Genomic DNA, 19,539 nt, shown 5'->3' with positions numbered 1-19,539 from the left:
ACTGTATTTAAAATGAAAGATTCAAAGCTTATCCTGAAGGACTAAAAATTATTAAAGAAGTCGGAAATTCTGTCAGAAACATGAATGCCTCGGTAGAGCATCATGATATTCTTGTAACAAGAGTTGTATACTTTCAGGAAAACTAAGTAAAAACCCCTTATAGTAAGAAAAGTAACATTTCAAGTATCGTGAGTGGGAAATTTACTGAATGCGGCATGGCTTAATTTTACTTATACTCATGAGCAATTTATTAGGGATAGGTGCGAAAGCGAGAGCTAACCTTCCTGAAAGTGATTTTGACCAAAAAGTAGTAGAAACAAGCACAGACTTCACATTAGTGCAAGTTCCCAACCCAACTACGCCTAGACAACCTCAACCCTTACCCTCACAACCACCATCACCACCCCCAGATGTTCCCCTCCAAGTACCTCCTACTCTCACACCAACATCACCAATTTCCCCAGAAATTCCCGGAACAATCATAGTCAAAGAGTTTAAATTTACAGGCAATACCATCTTCAGCGATGCAGAATTAGCCAAAGAGACAGCATCTTTCACTGGCAAAGCGATCTCTTTTGCTCAATTGCTCGAAGCAGAAGCCATAATTAGCAAAAAATACACAAGCGCTGGGTACATTAACTCAGATGCCTTTATTCCTTCTGGTCAAGACTTATCCCCAGAAGCCGCCGTAGTGAAGATTAAGATTATTGAAGGCGGTCTTGAAGATATCATTGTTAGGGGAACCGCGCGCTTAAAACGTGAATATATCCGCAGTCGGTTAGCGATCGCTACTCAACGTCCCTTAAATCGATATAAACTGCTGGAAGCTCTACAATTGTTACAACTCAATCCCCTGATTAAAAGCATTTCCGCAGAATTGTCGGCGGGTGCGCGTCCAGAATTAAGTTTACTCACAGTCACAGTTAAAGAAGCAGACTCTTTTGATATCAAAGCCATAGCTAATAATGGACGCATTTCCTCCATTGGGAGTTTTGAACGAGGTGTGCAGATTAATGAGCGCAATTTACTCGGCTTTGGTGATGGACTAGAGTTGATGTATCGAAATACAGATGGTAGCAACGCTGTAGATATTGGCTACACAATTCCGTTTAATGCCCGTAATGGCACAATTAAACTAGCAGGCGGATTCAGCAACACGAAAGTAATTGATCCGCGTTTTGATGAGCTAGATATTACGGGTAGCTTTAACTATTATGATCTGAGTCTGCGTCAGCCTGTGTTACAGACTCCGACTCAAGAATTAGCATTAGGTTTGACCTTATCCCTGGCGCGGAGTCAAACAAAGATAAAAGGAGAAAACTTCCCCTTATCCTTGGGTGCAAACGATAATGGCGAAACCAACGTCACAGTCCTACGATTTTTGCAAGAATGGACGGAGCGAAACAATAGAGAATTGTTGGCTGTGCGTTCTCAATTTAGTCTCGGTATCGGGGCTTTGGGTGCAACACTGAATGCAGAAGCACCAGATGGACGCTTTTTCTCTTGGCGGGGACAAGCACAGTATGTCCGTTTACTTGCACCAAATACTCTGTGGGTGATTCGCTCAGATTTACAGTTTGCTTCCAGAGCATCCTTCCCTATCGAACAGTTTGCGTTAGGTGGCTTGGACAGTGTGCGGGGATATCCTCAAAATTTTCTGCTCACCGATAATGCTATTTTTGCATCTACTGAAGTGCGCTTACCAGTTCTGCGAATTTCGCAACTACAAGGGTTGTTACAGGTAGCACCGTTTATTGATTTTGGCACGGGTTGGAATAGCTCTAATTTTGCTAATCCTGACCCGAATACTTTAGTGGGGGCTGGTTTTGGGTTAATTTGGACAATGGGCGATCGCCTGAACGCACGTTTAGATTGGGGGATTCCCTTAGTCAATGTAGATGTTGACAAGCGCACATTGAATGACAACGGTCTATATTTCAGTTTCGATTATAATTTTTAAGAAAGGATATTTTAAAATAGAAGAAAGGATATTTTAAAATAGAATAAATTCTGAAATAACAATACCAATGCAACTTAGTAGCAAAACATTATACGAAACAGATTATAATCAATGGGTTGAAGAAACCGTTCAACACCTACAAGCACAAGACTTTGCATCAGTTGATTGGGCAAATTTAATTGAGGAGATCATAGACCTGAGTAGACGACAAAAGGATAAGTTAAAAAGCTTATTAACTAGACTATTTGAGCATCTGCTCAAGTTAGGATATTGGCAATCTGAGCGGGAATATAATGGTAATCACTGGAAGGGAGAAATTCGAGCTTTTCGCACTTCTCTAGTCGATGTTTTGCAGGATAGTCCAAGTCTTAAACCTTATTTTGTTCAAGTTTTTGCCAAGTGTTATGAAACTGCGAGGAAAGTGGCTAGTGATGTGTCGGGACTCCCCCTAGAAACCTTTCCAGTTGATGCGATCGCTACTCCAGAAGAAGTTTTAGATGAAAACTGGTTTCCCTCTCTATGCAATGAAAATAGTCATTAATCCTGTCTGGATTGTGATCAATCTCATCTTAAATTGAGCGACTTACGCCTAACTGTATTTTAGCTGTATTATAGCCTCGATGATAATTTTTAAACGCAGAGGGGTTCTAATATTTACGCGGAGTTGTTAAACAAGGTTAAGTGTAAAGTTTTTTGCCTAAAATAATAAAATAGCCGTAATAATACTGGTATACTTCTAGAATTGCTTGCATCTGCATTAAAGCGCAATCGGTAGTATCTAAAAAAGTTCAGTGGTAGTTATGGCTGATAGATTCCAGTTTCTTTTGGTAGCGCCTTTAGTAGCTTTGGGTAGTTTTTTCTGTGATGCTGCTACAGCCCAAATCATTCCTGATCGCACATTAGGAGCAGAAAGTTCTAGCATCAAACAAGAGACAATTCAAGGAATTAAGAGCGACTTAATTACAGGGGGTGCGACAAGAGGAGCAAACCTATTTCACAGCTTTTCCGAATTTAATATTCAGTCAGGAAGAGGCGCTTATTTTGCCAATCCAGCAGCAATTAATAACATCTTCACTCGCGTCACCGGGGGAAATCCTTCTAACATTTTAGGAACGCTAGGAGTTCTAGGTAATGCTAATTTGTTCTTGATTAATCCTAATGGGATATCCTTTGGAGCTAATGCCAGATTAGATTTGAAAGGGTCATTTGTTGCTTCTACCGCCAATAGCTTGGTATTTAGTAATAACTTAGAATTTAGCGCCACAAATCCCCAAGCACCGCCTCTATTAACTGTAAATATTCCCATTGGATTGAAATTTCGGGATAATGTGGGTGATATTAACAATGCTGGTAATTTAACAGTTGATAAAGATTTAATTTTACAAGCACAGAACCTCAACTTATCGGGGACGCTACAGGCGGGAGGAAACTTAACTCTCCAAGCCCAAGATACTTTAACAGTAAGGGATAGTGTAGAACAACCCTTCATTGCGGCGGCTGGAAATCAGTTATTGATTCAGGGGAATCGATTTGTCGATATCTTTGCGTTATACCATGTTAACAGTGGTTTGTTCTCTGGTGGGGATATGGTGTTGCGATCGGCTAATACCGTAGGCGGAGATGCACACTATTGGAGTGGGGGAAATTTTCGGATTGAACAATTGGATGGAAGTTTGGGGAATTTATCTAGTCCTCATGATCCGGTGATTCGTTCTTTGGGAGATGTGTTACTGAATGGGTATATAGGAAGTTCGTTGCATATTTTAGCAGGTGGTTTAGTTTACATCCCTGGAACTATTGAAATTAACGCAGCAGATACAACGGGAAATACTATCAACCCAACTAATACTCCAACATTAGCCAATGTTACTCTTTCAAATGGAAACTCTCTGATCATTGATGGTACAGTTCAACCTACTTTAGATATAAGAGCAGGTATGAATCCAGAGGCGATTGGCAATCCTCTGGGACTTTTAGGTAATAATTTTTTAGCAATTGGTGGAGGAACTTTTGATATTCCTAATGGTGCTGGCATCTTTACCGAAAATATTCAAATAACGGCTCCAGGTGGAATTGTTTATTTAACGAATCAATATGAACCTAACTTATCTCTACTAGATGGAAACATTATCATATCTGGGATTAATATACCTACTGGTCAAATCAACACTTCTAGCTTTAGTGGTAACGGTGGATCAGTTATTATTGATTCGCGTCAAGGAATAACCTTAAATGCTAGTATTATCGATACTTCCTCTATTTTAGGTAATGGCGGTGATGTTACTCTGCTTGCCAAAAACGATATATTACTTACCCCATCTTCCAGCTTTCCTTTAGGTTCATCTATTATCACAGATGGTTTATTAGGAGGCAATATTACCCTCAATAGTGGAGGTAATATTTCAGCTAGAGATAGCTTGATTTCTAGCAATAGTTGGACAACAGCATCTAATGTCAAAGGTGGAGATATTAATATTATATCTCGGTCACTTTTTTTAGATAGTAATTCTCAAATAATTAACAACACTTTTGGACGAGCTATATCTGGCAACGTCAACATTAACACATTGGAATTTATTACTATAGATGGCGGTGTCATTGATGCTGGAACGGTCAGTCAAGGAAATGCAGGTAACTTAACAATTAATACTAGGAGATTATTAGTTCAAAATGGAGGTCAGATATCTAATGGCACATCTAATGAAGGAAATGGCGGAAGCTTGATAGTCAATGCCCCAGAGTCGGTGCAATTAATTGGCGCTTCATCTGATAGTTTGTTTCCTAGTGGCTTATTTACCCAAACCACGCCAAATTCAACAGGAAATGCAGGAAACATTACGATTAACACTGGAGAGTTACTGATTCGAGATGGAGCAGAAGTCTTCGCTGGTTCTCCTGGTTTAGGCTCTGGAGGGAAGATTGAAGTAAACGCATCGGCATCAGTACAAGTTATTGGTCGGTCAGCTAATGGTAGGCTGCCCAGTGGCATATCCACTCAAACCATAAGCAAAAAAGGGACAGGAGACTTAGAGATTACAACAAGGCAGTTACTGATAAAAGATGGCGCACAGGTTGATACCATAACCGCAGGTGAAGGCAGAGGAGGAAATCTAAGAGTTAATGCTTCTGAATCGGTACAAGTCATTGGTCGGTCAGCCTATGGTGACATAGGTAGTGGCTTAAGTACTCAAACTCAAGGAATTGGCGATGCTGGCGACTTAAGCATTATCACAGGACGATTGATTGTTCAAGATAGAGCCGATGTAAGAACTGATAGTATTCCAAGTGTTGGACAAGCTGGAGATGCTGGAAACTTAAACATTAAATCTGAACAATTAATTATTGAGAATGGAGCAGAGATAGCTGCTGGTACTTTTGGTCAAGGGAAGGGAGGAAATTTAACTGTAACAGCCTCTGATTTCATTGAAATAAATGGATCTGGTAGTGGTTTGTTTACTCAAACTGAAGGATCTGGAAATGCCGGAGACATAAACCTAACTACGAGAAAGTTAATTGTTCAAGATAAAGCAAAAATATCCACTGGTTCTATATCCAATGCAGAGAATGCTGGAGATGCTGGCAACTTATTAATTCAAACAGGTCAATTAATTATTCAGGATGGGTCACAAATAGCAACTGGAACACGAGGTGAAGGAAATGCAGGAAGCTTGACTGTAACTGCATCTGATTTTATCGAAGCAACTGGAATATCAATAGATGGTTTTCCCAGTGGCTTGGGTACGACAACTAGTGGTAAGGGATCAGCAGGTGACTTAAAAATTATCACAGACCAACTGATTATTCAAAAAAGAGCAACTATTTCAACTTCTACTAGTGGTGCAGGAAAAGCAGGAAATTTGACAATTACAACTAGAGGTCTTGTTGTCAAGGAAGGCGCACAAATACAAGCTGGTACTTTTGGAGAAGGTAATGGAGGAACTTTGACAATCAACGCCACTGATTTAGTAGAATTAAGCGGGACATCAGAAAATAGTGAAATTGGTAATGGCTTATTTACTCAATCTCAAGGCTCTGGCAATGCAGGAGATTTAAAAGTTACGACTAGACAATTAATTACCAAAGATGGATCAATAATTTCGGCAAGTACTACTGATAGTGGAAAAGGCGGCAATATTGAAATACAGACGAAAATACTCTCTTTAAGCAATGATAGCCGTATAGTTACTAGAACTATCGGGCAAGGAAACGCAGGCAATATTCTTGTTCAAGAGGCTAACTCTATTACTCTTAGCGATGGTTCTCAATTCAGAACAGACACATCTGGACAAGGTGATGCAGGCATAATAACGATTGATTCACCCAATGCAATTATATCTCTTGAAGGTGATCAACCTAATCCTAGTGGAATCGTCACTATTGTTCAGCCAGTAGAGGGATTTACAAGCGATCGCCAAGCTGGAGACATTACCATTAAAGGGCGATCGCTCTCTTTAAGCAATGGCGCTCAAATCAATGCACTCACGGCTGGACAAGGAAATGCGGGTAACATCTTTATAGAAACTAGTGATGCTATCTCTCTAGTCAATAACTCCTTAATTGTCAGTACGGCGGAAGCTGGAGCAATTGGGAATGCAGGCGCTATAGATATTAAAGGGCGATCGCTCTTTCTCACTGATAATTCTCAAATAACTACTAACACCTTTAGACAAGGGAATGCGGGAAATATCTCTGTGCGAATTGGTGATGCCATTTCCCTAGCTAATAGAAGCGCGATTTTAAGCAGCGTCAGTCCAGGAGGTATTGGCATAGGCGGTAATATTGATATTAAAGGGCGATCGCTTTCTCTAACAGAAGGTTCACAAATACAAACAAATCTGTTCCGCACACAAGATAATTTTCCCGGTGGACAAGGCCAAGCAGGAAATATTTTTATCAATACTACTGATTTCGTGAACCTTTTTGGAGTCAGCCCCGATGGATTCTCTAGCGGATTGCTTGCCAGCACTGAACAAGGCGCAAATGGCAACGCTGGAAGCATTACTGTCACGACTAATGCCTTCCGTGTAGCAGACGGTGCAATTGTAGATACCTTAACCGCTAATACTGGAGAAGCTGGTGATATCACCATCAACGCTAACACCTTTGCAGCCACAGGCGGTGGACAAGTTATTACCACCACGCGCAGCAGTGGCAGCGCCGGAGATATTACACTCAATATTACTGATAGCATTGATATCTCTGGTAGCGATCTAACATTTGCTAATCGCTTGGCAAATTTTGGTGAAGCGATCGTCAATAATCAGGGTGCAGCAAGCGGACTATTTGCCAACACTGCGCCCGGTTCCACAGGAAACGGTGGTAGCATTATTATCGACCCCGACCAAGTTAATCTCAACAACAACGCACAAATCAGTGTCAATAGCCAAGGACAAGGCAATGGCGGTAACATCTCCTTAACCTCAAACAACCTCACTCTCAACAACGCCTCAACCATCTCCGCCACCACAGCCAGTGGTGAAGGCGGTAACATCACCCTCAAAATCGCCAATCTTCTACGCCAACGCAACAATAGCCCCATCTCTGCAACCGCAGGTGGGACGGGAAATGGCGGTAACATTACTATTAATACAAATTTCTTAGTTGCCAATCAAAATAGCGACATCACCGCCAATGCATTTGCAGGTAGGGGAGGCAACATTAATATCACCACTCAAGGATTATTCTTTGCTCCTAATAGTCAAATTACCGCCAGTTCCGAACTAGGAGTTGAAGGCGTTGTACAAATTAATACACCTGAGACTGACCCCAGCCGAGGTTTAGTAGACTTGCCAGAAATCGTCGTCGATCCCAACACTCTCATTGCCCAAAATGCTTGTCTGCGCGGGAAAGAAAGCCAATTTACCATCACTGGACGAGGAGGATTACCCTCCAGTCCAGAACAATTTCAAACCAGCGATGAAGTAGAGGTGAGTTTAATCGCACCAACCCAAGAATCTGCAACCCGCATCACTTCACCTTTACCCACTACTGTCACACCTGAAAAAATTGTGCCAGCCCAAGGATGGATACGCAACGAAAAAGGTAGAGTTGTCCTTGTCGGCTACGATCCTACTAATACAAACTTTCAGCGTCAGGAACAGAATTTAAGCAGTTGTCAGCCACGCTAAAAATATATAGCAATTCTGTGACGTAATCCAGACCGCGCACTCACAAAAGCTCAAAATTTAGGGCGATCGCTCTCATGTTTGCAGAAATTAGGCGATCGCCTTTATCCAGAAAGGTGCAATGTAAGTCTCAAAATGAAGCACACCAAGTAATATCCACATTTTTTTATTGAAATCGTAATTCCCTGCATAGTCATCCGCACCTGTCCCAATCAATAGGTAAGCACAAGAAAAATGGACAGATAAGGAGATATCCATGAATTACAAATTAGTAAATCGCCTATTTCTAGCAAGCTTAGGAGGACTCGCTGTTTTCATGACACCAAATCCAGCAGTTGCACAGTCTAATTCCTGCGTCAGCTATTTATATGGTAATAACTTTGACCAAAATCTCTATAACTATCAGATTTGTGTGCAGAATTGGCTCAGACAATCTAGACAACAATCACGGCCAAACCCCACATATCAGCCACGATACAATCCCAGCACTGGCAATAGTGGAGTTTACGAAACAATAAATAGAGGATATTGGAATGGTGGATATAGAAGGCTCCTAGAGAATTCGTGGAATGGAGGAAAACCCCGCAGCACAAAACCTCCTACTTACTATAGGTATTAGTAAACCTTAAATTTTAGTAGCACAGCAAGCTGAAAGTAGTGCATTAATTGGACTCAAATAAACTGCCGATGATACAGCATTAAGAGTATGTTGGGCTGAGGTTTTGCGTTCGCGTAGCGTGCCGTAGGTAAACCTAATATTCAAATGGATATTGGGTTTCATTCATTTATAAACAAAGGTAAAATGTATGCTGAATGTTGGAATTTTCTCTAGTAATCTGCTGTCTAGAAAAGGGTTTTGGATTTTTATTATCATCTTTACAGGGATTTTGTTTATAGCAACAGGTTGGACACAATTTTCTTGCTACCCAATGGTAACTAATGGGCGTTTATTAAAATTTTGTTCTACCGAGAAAACTAAGCTAGAAATTATCAAAGATTCCAGAACACATGGAGATACCTTAATATTTTTGGCATCAGATCCTGATTCTGATGAAAACGTATTAAGAGCTTTAACTTCTTCTCTTGATAGTCCAAAAGTCGCTAACAATATTAAGATGCTGCAACGTGCGATCGCCGTTAATCTCAAGACTCCTATAGATGTCTTAAATGCAGATGCGTTCGTCAAATCCGAAGATGTAGGCATACTGGCGAATATTGCTAAACGTTCAAATGCTACTCCTAAACTACTGAGAGAAGTCGCTAACAATCTTCATGCAGATGCTATTGAAATTCAAAAAGCTCTAGTCAATAATCCTCAAATCCCCGATGATGTATTACTAAAATTAGCTAAGAAGTCACAAAAACCCAAAATTTTGTATGAAATAGCAACTTTAAAAAATCCTGCTGTTGATTCTAAATCTCCTCCTAGTTTTAAAGCTTCTGCTAGTGTTTTAAGAGAATTACATAATAACGTTGTTGCCAAAGATATGAAAATTCAGATAGTAATCGCTTCACTCTCCTATTTATCATTACATCCAACTCATACTAGGCTTTGGAAAATCACCTGAGTATGATCAATATTTCTGGCTGCACTTTACTTGGCTAATTTGGTTCACCTTCATTTCCATATTGATAGCATTATGGGCATACTCGCGTACCTCTAAGAAAGAAGCTAAAGCATGAACTCTGAGCATAAAACCAATTCATTTTGTACAGTAATTTGAGAACCTGCTACATCGCTTAATCAAATAGATGTTTGCATGATAGCAGTAGTTGTGGGCGATCGTCTCCGACGGGGCGTAGCCCATCGCATCAACATTATCAAGTAAAAGGTGGGTAATTACCTGCCTTTTTTATTGACACTATAATTCCCTGTATATTTTTCCGCACCTGTTCCAATAAATAGATAGCACAAACAAAATAGACAAAAAACTCTTGATGTCTGCTATGTAAATAATAATCGCTAGTAATTCTCTATGAATAAAACTTTTCAGATTATTCGTGAGTATCAACAACTCAATTTTAGTGAGCTTTTGGGACAGCTTTTAGCGGAAAAAGGAATTGAAATTTCCACTTTATCTATGATGCTGAATGAACGTAAATACTATCTCAGCAAGGAATCACTCTATCGATATTTTAATCCCAGTCCCAAAAGCAATCGATTTCCTCCAGAAGATTTTATAGAGATTTTTGCTGTGGTTTTGCAGTTGACTGAGGAAGAAGCAAACATTCTTATACTTTTTTGGAAGCACTGTAAATTATTAAAAAAATGTAAATGTTCTCATGATTAAATTTTCAACTTTTTATCCAATTTTACCGATTAATTGGATTGTAATTTTGCCACCATCCAAGATTATACTTCTTGTGAAAAAGTAATATGAGAACCAAAAATCTTTCCGAGGTTCACAAATGTTATTTTTTATCAACAAATATTATGTTGTAAAAACTGAGGTTTTCACCATGACAAATATTAAGAACTTTGAACATAATTATCTCCAGTCTATCTTAGATAATTCCTTGCTGATTGCTCAAGAAAAGCTTGGTTACTTTCTTGTTGATACCGAGTTTGATTACAAGATACGATTAGCGTTTGGTAGTGGGGTGGATGTGCTAGCAGCGAACTCTTTAGTACGGGAGTTAGTGCAATTAAATTCTGCTTTATTACCAAAAATTGAGATTCGTAATCAGTCGGAAATTAATGGCGCAAAAGGTGCGTTTGCTATTTCTAATAATACTCTTTATTTATCACGAGAGTTTATAGAAGAAAATACCAGCAACCTTAGCTCAATTGCAACAGTGATCATCGAAGAGTTAGGACATTTTATTGACTCTCGGTTAAATGCTAAGGATACGCTGGGAGATGAGGGAGAACTGTTTGCGAATTTAGTCCAGAGAGTGAAATTAAGTAGTACAGAACTGCAACGAGTAAAATTAGAATATGATAGTGCTGTTGTCACTATTGATGGACAAAATATTCAAATAGAACAGTCAAATTATAATCTAGGCTTAGTTGAAGGAAGCTATTCTCGTAATAATTCAGTTAGCGTCAACGATTACAGTGATAATTGGACATTTCAAACCTCTACAATTTCTGGAAACAATAACTATGTACGTGTTACTTCAAATTCCAACTTAGACTATGATTTAGTCTTACAAGTTACCGATCAATTTGGTCAGGTTCGTACCTCTGATTTATACACAGATTTTGAGGAAGTTTCTCTAAGTGGTGCTGGTGCTGGAACATATACTATAACCGTGTATGACAAGTATCGAGGTCAATATGCAGGTCATTACGAAACCTATTACGATTACTATTATGGATACTATAACGTCTGGGTTCCAGATAATGTATCCTACAGTTTAACAATTAATGCACCACAATTACCACAAATATCACCAGATACTAAAGAAAGTAATAATAGCTTGGCTTCTGCAACGCTGGTAACAAGTGGAACACCCCTAACCGGAGGGGAGAGATATTTCTCAAATTTATCAATTCATCTTCCCACTGATACTGATTTCTTTAAGTTTACGACGAATCAAATTTCAACATATGAAAACTATATCTACGCTTTTCAAAATACTGAGGTAGGCGATCTTGATATAGAATTATACAATGAAGCAGGTGGACAACTTTATACTTCCTATTGGAATGCAAGTGGTTATGGTCAAAATGTACTTTCTTTAGCAGGATTACTGCCTGGGACTTATTATTTTAGAGTAGGTAGTTACGAAGGTCAACTGACACCTTCTTATGATTTGGTGTTTAATCTGCCAGTTTCTTTGAGTAGCGATCGCTTTGAAAATAATAACACCTCTCAGACTGCAAAGAATTTAGGTGCGATTTCAGGATTTAAGCAAGAAAATAACCTCTCAATTCATACCAATACTGATATAGATTGGTTTCAGTTTCAAATTACAGGACAAACTAATAATCAACATTATATCGCTATTGATTTTGAGAATATCAAAGGCAATCTCGATTTAGCCTTATATGATAACCAAGGCAATGTTATTAATTATACTGCCAATAACACGGATGGTGAAGCTCTTTCTTTATGGGGTTTGACATCAGGAATTTATTATGCTGCGGTGTATAGTTGGTCAGGAAATACAAATAATTATAACCTGATGCTCAATGCACCAGGGACGACTTCTACCATTACAGCAGATGCCTTTGAAAGTAATAATACCAGAATGGCAGCCAAGAGTTTAAAAGATTTTGGTTGGCGACAAGAAGAAGGCTTTAAAGCATGGCAAAACCTCTCGATTTCTTCAGGGGATGAAGATTGGTTTAAGTTCGATATTAAAGAAGGACAAAATGGAAATTATGTAGCAATTACCTTTGACAATTCCTTCAACAATTATCAAGGTGACCTCGATTTAGAACTCTATAATTCTTCAGGAACTCGGATTAAACAAGCAGCAGGATTTCGAGATGTTGAATTAATCAATCTAGATAATCAACCAGCAGGTACATATTACGCAAGAGTAGTAGGCAATAACGGCTCAACTAATCCAAATTATACTTTGTTCATTAATACTCCTGGTGGCGATCAATTTGAGAATCAAGGACAGGGAAATAATGCACCTGGACAAGCAACAAAACTTACTCATAATACCTATCGACAGCAAATCAAAAATCTTTCCATTCATGCAACTGATGACGTAGATTGGTTTAAGTTGAATTTGCCAAGTGCAGGAAAAGCTAATGATTATATCCGCATTGATTTCGATGGTGCTGTAGGCGATTTAGATTTAGAAATCTACAATAGCAATGGAGAGCAGGTAATTGATTCTTCTGAAGGAGTTGGGAATACTGAACAAATTTCTCTTCAGGGTTTAACGAGTGGCGATTATCTGATTAAAGTCTACGGTTATGATGGAGAGACGAATTCTGACTATACTTTAACGGTTAATTCTCCTGTCGGTAATAATCAAGATTGGTTAGAGGCTAATAATTCCCTGTCAGCTGCTAAGAATTTAAATCAATATCTAAAACCAGGGCAACAAGTTATTACCATTGGTGATGAACCTGAAAAACCTTTATCAATTCATAATTCTACAGATGTAGATTGGTTTAAGTTTACGATCGCATCTCCAGCAAAAGCAGGCGATTACGCTCAAATTGCTTTTGATCATACTATCGGCGATTTAGATTTTGAACTGTACAATTCATCTAGCCAACTCCTCAAACCTTCTAAGGGAATTGCTAATATTCATCGCATTGATTTAAAAGACTTAGAGATAGGAGATTATTATCTCAAAGTATTGGGTTACAATGGCGCAACTAATCCCACTTATACCTTAACCGTTGATGCTCCTTTCACAAAAATAACAGGAGATTGGTCTGAAACAAATACTGCTGAACCAGATACTCTACAACAAGCAAAAGATTTAGGTAAAATTAATCGCGTCTTCAATCAAGGTAATCTCTCAATTTCTCAAGGAGATGTAGACTGGTTTAAATTTGAAATTGATGCTAAGGGTGGTCAAAATGACGCGGTAGGAATTCGTTTCAATCAGGGACAAGGAAATTTAGATATTGAACTTTATGGGGCGGATGGAACAACGCTAATCAAAAAATCTACAGGTATTAGTGGCACTGAAGAAATTTCACTTAATGGTCGAGATAAAGGGGTCTATTATCTCAAAGTTTCTGGCTACAATAATGCGACCAACCCTAATTATGAATTGTTTATCAATGCACCAGAAAATACATCAGGAGATTGGGCAGAAAAAACATTAGGTAACAATATCTCTAGCAATGCTTTTAACCTCCGTGATGTGGAGGGGTTACAAACTTGGGAATCTTTGTCTATTCATACCACAAATGATGTCGATTGGTTCAAATTTACAACCCTAAATACTGCCAACGCGACTGATTTTGTCCGCATTCAATTTGACCAAAAACTAGGAGATTTAGAATTATCTCTGTATGATGCTACAGGAACAACTTTATACGGAAAATCAGAATCTACTGATAATTTTGAAGAACTTAAACTGACGAATGCTCAAGGAACGTATCTGAATCCGGGAACTTATTTAGTTAAAGTTGAGGGATACAAACAAGCGACGAATCCTAACTATCAACTCTTGATTAATGCGCCTAGCGGTGATAATTCTGATTGGGCGGAAACTAATAATACTCGATTAACTGCGGAGAATTTACAAGAAGTTCAAGGAACGCAAGTTTATTCAGGACTTTCTTTACATCAGGGTGGTGATGACGATTGGTTTAGCTTTATCACTAAAGGTATAGGAGTAGAAGGTCATGCAGTTAGTATTGAGTTTGATAATACCCAAGGGGATTTACAACTGCAACTTTATGACAACAGTGGAACTTTGAAGGGAACTTCAGATTTAAATAGTAACCGCGAGCGAATTTCCTTAAAGGGTTTGGTAGCTGGGACTTATTATGTCAAAGTCTACGGTAAGACTACTACGACAACTAATCCTAATTATTCTCTGATTATTGATGCACCTCAGATTCCAGAATCAGATTGGATTGATCAAAAAAGTGCAACCAAGAACTTTAATGACACCCGAACTACCGCCTATGATTTGCGAGAAATTGATGGTAGTTTAACATTAAGTGGGTTATCGATTCATCCAAATACCGATCAAGATTGGTTCAAGTTTAATTTAAATAAAATGGGGGTTGCAGGTCAGGCTGTACGCATTGATTTTAACCATTTTGAGGGGGATCTGAAATTAGAATTATTTGATACAAATGGAAATTCTTTAGGACTGTCGAATACAACTAAGAACTTTGAGGAGATTTCTTTAACTGGTAAGAATGCAGGGACTTACTATGTTAAGGTTTCGGGTGCGAGTAGTACTGCTTCCAATCCTGAGTACAGTTTAACAGTTGATGCTACCCCACAAGCACGACCTGATGCGCTGGAAGTAAATGATACTCCAGGGAAGGCTTATGATTTGCGGGATTTGGCGCGAACTGCACAAATTGGTATTGCTGCATCTGGTAGAGGTTATCCTTATGATTACTACTATTACACATTCTCAACTCCCCTTTTCAGTTCTCAACCTCTAGATGTTTTTTCTTCTCCTTATACCAGTGTGGTGGGATCTGTCTACAATGATTTGTTTGGAAGTCCTTCTGTATCGATGCTTCCTGGTTATCAACCTGTAAGTCATAGTGATGTTATTAATGCCGGTTTTCAAGTCGGTGGCAATGTACATAGTTTTGCATCTGGAGCGATTAATTATACAAATGTAAGCGATCTTGCTTACTCAGTTCCCGGATTTAGCCAGTGGCAACAGCAAAATAATCAGTATCTCTGGAATCAGGCTCAACAAGGTGTAAGTGGTTTTCAAGGTTTGGGATCTCTCGCATCAAGTATGCCTTGGCTTGGCAGTGTAGGAACAAGTTTGTCTGGGATAAGTTCAGCTCTTGGTAATATATTGGGTGATGGAAGTCTATCAGCTTTAATTTCACCTTTTAACAAAAATAGAAGTTCTCAAAACCTAGCCGTCATCTCCAACCTTTCCATCGACAAATTAACTGACCAAGACTGGTTTAAATTTGAACTTAGTAAAGATGGAGAAGAAGGTCAATTTATTAGCATCAACTTTGATCATGGCCAAGGCGATCTGAAATTAGAACTGTTTGAAGCATTCAACACCACTACCAACACTGCTGAAGCACAATATCAAACATATCTCGTCGATCGCGCTAATGGTAATGGTGACACAGAACAAATCAGTCTCACTGGGTTAGCAAAAGGAACATACTTTATCCGTGTCAGTGGCGCAATCAACCCAAATTACAGCCTCACCCTCAGCGCCCCTCCGCAACCGAACGATACAGGCGACTGGACAGAACCCAACAACAGCAGTTCTACAACCTACGATTTAAAGACAGTAGAAGGCGGACGTTTACTAGAAAATTTGTCTATTCACAATTCCACTGATCAAGATTGGTTTCAGTTCACTACAACAGGAACAGGAAAAAATGGTCACAAAGTCCGCATTGATTTTAGCAATGCTCAAGGCGATTTAGATTTGCTGCTCTATGACCAAAACGGTACTACTGTTAGAGGACGTTCCGAAACCACAGGAAATTTTGAAGAAATTAGCCTGAATACTTTACCTGCTGGTACTTATAAAGTCCAAGTTCTCGGCTACAACAATGGCACTAACCCGAACTATAGCCTATCTATCCTCGCTCCTGATAATACAACGACGATCGCTCCCGATAACTTAGAACCAAATAATACCTCTGCTACCGCCATTAATCTCAATCAGGCTGATGGTATCAACACCATTTCTAATCTTACCATTCACAATAGCGATCAAGACTACTTCAAATTTACCCTGCAAGATACCAATCCCAATGACGGACAAAACCTTGTCACTACCGACTCTTCTATCAGCATTCAATTTGAAAACGCCTTGGGCGATTTACAATTAGAACTTCGAGATCAAAATAATACTCTCGTCAGAAGTTCTCTGAGTACTTCCAATAACGAATCTATCTCCCTCAAAGGTCTTACCCCTGGAACTTACTACTCGCGTGTTTTCGGTAATACTGTCAACAATACTACTGCAACCAATCGCTACGAATTCCATATCGACGCGCCCACAGATGCGACGCAAATCAAAAATGACTGGACTGTTTTAGTGTACATGACCGCCAGCGATTTGCAGTCAGCCGCTTTTGATGATATCAACGAAATGGAATGGGCAACTTCTTTATTCCCCAGTAACGTTAACTTCGCTGTCCTCTGGGATCAGAGTTCCTTTGACACTAATAAACAATACACCACTGGCACACAGGGTAAATGGGGAACTACGGGACGAGCTATCATTCAAGCCGATACCAATATGAATCGAGTGGCTACAAATTTTGACATCAGTATTGGCGAACTAAATACAGGCGACCCCAATAACCTTGTCAACTTCGTCAACTGGGCAAAAACGGCTGCTCCGGCAGAGAATTATGCTCTTGTTATGTGGGATCATGGTGCTGGTGATTTAGGTGGTTTTAATTTCGATGATGAGGGTAATAAAACTAATACTTCTGTTGATCGCCTCTACACCAATGAACTGGCTGCTGCTCTCAACACCCTGAAAACAAGCGGCACAACTTTGGATTTGCTCGCCTTCGATGCTTGCTTGATGGGCATGACTGAGGTAGCCTATGCACTCAAAGATTATACCGATGTCTTCGTTGCTTCCGAAGAATTAGAAGCAGCTGAAGGTTACGATTACACTACCGCCTTTTCTGCCCTATTAAGCAATCCCGACCAAGTAACAGCACAAGACATCGCCTCTGGAATGATTACCAGTTTCCAACAACAATACCAAGGCGATCGCTTTGGATTCGATACCCTATCGGCAATTGATGCTCTCAACGATACAACTACGGGTAAATTCTCTAACTTTGTTACTCAATTAAAAGCCTTTACCGTTGCAGCCGTTGCTATCACCACATCTGCTACTTGGGATGCGATTCAAGATGCCCGCAATGCTGCAACCAGTTTCTTACAATCCGGGGATTACCGTGACTTAGGACAGTTTTTAAATGCGATCGCCACTAGCAATAACACCGCCCTCAGTGGACTCAAAACAGTCGCCCAAAGTGCTTACACTGCCTTACAGGACTTGGTAATTGATAAAACCTCAGATCGACGAGATACTCAAGGACTCTCAATTTACCTACCTTCCAGAGGATCAACCCTTGACCCTGGTTACCTCAACCGTAATGGGGCATTCTTCACCGCTACTGGTTGGAATAACTTCCTCAATGCTGCAATTAGTAGGGGAAGCAACCGGAATGCTACAACCGACTGGGCAGACTCTAACGATACTGCTGCTCGTGCTTATAACTTTAATAAACTGATTGGTGATGGGCATACCTTTACCAATTTAAGTCTGCATGAAGTTGCCGATCAAGACTGGTATCGTTTTGAAATAATTGGGAATGGAGAAAGTGGCGATCGCCTTACCGTCACCTACAGCAGTACTTTAGGATCTGGACTATCTTTATCGATTTATTCTCTGAACAACCGACAAACTCCTGTCAAACCAATTGCTAATGCAGTTTCTGGACAAGCAAGTATTGATTTAGCAGGGTTAGCTACAGGAGAATATCTAATTCGTGTTCAAGGCAATGGTTCTTTAATCGTTCCTCAATATTCTCTAACAATCAATACTCCAGGAACGCTGGGATCTGCCAATATCCAAGACTGGGCAAGTGGCAATAATAGGACAGCCAAAGCCAATAGTTTAGGTATCATTACGGCGGAAAGCGTATTTGCTGGTTTACGAGTTAATTCTACGACTCCAGATTTCTTTGAATTTGAAATCCCGAAAAACCAGATTGTCAACCCTGGAAGAGTGAATGTGAATGTGGTAGGGAATCAATCTGTCACAGCAGAATTACTCGCTACTAATGGAACAACAGTTCTTGCTACCAAAACAGGAACAGGAAAACTACAACTTACTTACCCTGGTGAAGCAGGAAAAACCTATCAACTGAAAATCAGTCAGCCTAGCGGACAAAACCCAGTCAGTTACTCCCTCCAGTTTGAGACAACACCTAGAACTGTTAATGATGGTACGATCAACAACGATCAACTGGAAGGAACATCAGGTAATGATACTCTCAATGGTGGCACTGGCAATGATGGGTTATCAGGTTTAGCGGGTAATGACATCATCAATGGGGGTCTTGGAAACGATACTCTCAATGGTGGCACTGGCAATGATAGTCTAATTGGAGGGTCTGGTGATGATACTTACATCATCGACAGCATTGGAGATACCATCACCGAAAATGCCAACGAAGGCACAGACACTGTTCAATCTTCTATCACTTACACTTTAGGTACAAATCTCGAAAACCTAACCTTAACTGGAATAGCAACTATTAACGCTACAGGGAACAGCTTTAACAACACTATTATAGGTAATAGTGCTAATAATACCCTCAATGGCGGAGATGGTAACGATAGTTTAACAGGTGGTGCTGGTAACGATATCCTAGTTGGCGGTGTAGGGGCTGATACTCTCACTGGTGGTACAGGAAGCGATCGCTTTACCTTCAACTCCCGCACAGAAGGCATTGACCACATCACCGATTTTAGCGTCATTGATGACACGATCGCCGTTTCCACAACCGGATTTGGCGGCGGATTAGTCGCAGGTGCAGTCATTACAGCCGCCCAGTTTGCCATCGGTACAGCCGCAACCACAGCTAGTCAAAGATTCATCTATAACAATACTACAGGCGGAATGTTCTTTGACCAAGATGGCACAGGTGCGATCGCTCAAACTCAATTCGCTACCCTCAATACTGGGTTGTCTCTGACGAATGCAGATATTTTGGCGATCGCATAAACATTATTGAGTTAAAGGTAGTAATACCCAGCTTTTTTTATTTCAAGAGTGATTCCCTGTATATTTTTCCGCAACTGTCCCAATAGATAG

Annotated in this window: 8 protein-coding genes; 7 read left to right on the top strand and 1 reads right to left on the bottom strand. The window is 39.9% G+C overall.

The annotated features are described in order from the left end of the window. Positions 1 to 238: 238 nt before the first annotated feature. The 3 genes from FD725_RS30745 (at position 239) to FD725_RS30735 (ending at position 8,088) form a co-directional block, all read left to right on the top strand. Positions 239 to 1,960, top strand: a complete 1,722-nt coding sequence (locus FD725_RS30745; RefSeq protein ID WP_256872029.1) for a ShlB/FhaC/HecB family hemolysin secretion/activation protein — start codon at positions 239 to 241, stop codon at positions 1,958 to 1,960. Positions 1,961 to 2,027: 67 nt separating this feature from the next. Continuing rightward, positions 2,028 to 2,501, top strand: coding sequence for a DUF29 domain-containing protein (locus FD725_RS30740; RefSeq protein ID WP_179051981.1), 474 nt, complete (start codon positions 2,028 to 2,030; stop codon positions 2,499 to 2,501). Between the two features lie 259 nt (positions 2,502 to 2,760). Further along, positions 2,761 to 8,088 (top strand): filamentous hemagglutinin N-terminal domain-containing protein, encoded by a 5,328-nt coding sequence (locus FD725_RS30735; protein WP_179051980.1) that lies wholly within the window; start codon positions 2,761 to 2,763, stop codon positions 8,086 to 8,088. An 87-nt stretch (positions 8,089 to 8,175) separates the two neighbouring features. On the opposite strand, the gene FD725_RS30730 is transcribed toward FD725_RS30735, so the two are convergent. Then, the gene (locus FD725_RS30730; RefSeq protein WP_179051979.1) at positions 8,176 to 8,343 is read right to left on the bottom strand and encodes a hypothetical protein; all 168 of its coding nucleotides are present in this window, start codon (positions 8,341 to 8,343) and stop codon (positions 8,176 to 8,178) included. Here FD725_RS30730 and FD725_RS30725 point away from each other — a divergent pair. The 4 genes from FD725_RS30725 to FD725_RS33025 all read left to right on the top strand — a co-directional run bounded on the left by FD725_RS30725 (position 8,342) and on the right by FD725_RS33025 (position 19,449). Next, positions 8,342 to 8,704 carry a hypothetical protein gene (locus tag FD725_RS30725; RefSeq protein ID WP_179051978.1) on the top strand — a complete coding sequence of 121 codons (363 nt, stop codon included), beginning with the start codon at positions 8,342 to 8,344 and terminating at the stop codon, positions 8,702 to 8,704. The two genes, FD725_RS30730 and FD725_RS30725, sit on opposite strands and share 2 nt — an antisense overlap. A gap of 187 nt (positions 8,705 to 8,891) precedes the next feature. Further along, a complete protein-coding gene (locus tag FD725_RS30720; RefSeq protein ID WP_179051977.1) occupies positions 8,892 to 9,653 on the top strand; it encodes a hypothetical protein in 762 nt (253 codons plus the stop codon). A 408-nt stretch (positions 9,654 to 10,061) separates the two neighbouring features. Beyond that, positions 10,062 to 10,376, top strand: a complete 315-nt coding sequence (locus FD725_RS30715; RefSeq protein WP_179051976.1) for a hypothetical protein — start codon at positions 10,062 to 10,064, stop codon at positions 10,374 to 10,376. 169 nt (positions 10,377 to 10,545) lie between these two features. Further along, entirely contained in the window at positions 10,546 to 19,449 is an 8,904-nt protein-coding gene (locus FD725_RS33025) for a pre-peptidase C-terminal domain-containing protein (protein ID WP_179051975.1), read from the top strand. Positions 19,450 to 19,539: the final 90 nt, after the last annotated feature.

The organism is Nostoc sp. TCL26-01 (assembly GCF_013393945.1).
In the GTDB taxonomy this organism is placed as follows: Bacteria; Cyanobacteriota; Cyanobacteriia; order Cyanobacteriales; family Nostocaceae; genus Trichormus.
Note: the sequence above shows the minus strand (reverse complement) of the source record. Positions and strands in the feature narration are given on the sequence as shown.

Coding starts and splice junctions, on each gene's coding strand:
- FD725_RS30715 (WP_179051976.1), top strand. CDS start 10,062: ATGAATAAAACTTTTCAGATTATTCGTGAGTATCAACAACTCAATTTT.
- FD725_RS30720 (WP_179051977.1), top strand. CDS start 8,892: ATGCTGAATGTTGGAATTTTCTCTAGTAATCTGCTGTCTAGAAAAGGG.
- FD725_RS33025 (WP_179051975.1), top strand. CDS start 10,546: ATGACAAATATTAAGAACTTTGAACATAATTATCTCCAGTCTATCTTA.
- FD725_RS30745 (WP_256872029.1), top strand. CDS start 239: ATGAGCAATTTATTAGGGATAGGTGCGAAAGCGAGAGCTAACCTTCCT.
- FD725_RS30740 (WP_179051981.1), top strand. CDS start 2,028: ATGCAACTTAGTAGCAAAACATTATACGAAACAGATTATAATCAATGG.
- FD725_RS30735 (WP_179051980.1), top strand. CDS start 2,761: ATGGCTGATAGATTCCAGTTTCTTTTGGTAGCGCCTTTAGTAGCTTTG.
- FD725_RS30730 (WP_179051979.1), bottom strand. CDS start 8,343: ATGGATATCTCCTTATCTGTCCATTTTTCTTGTGCTTACCTATTGATT.
- FD725_RS30725 (WP_179051978.1), top strand. CDS start 8,342: ATGAATTACAAATTAGTAAATCGCCTATTTCTAGCAAGCTTAGGAGGA.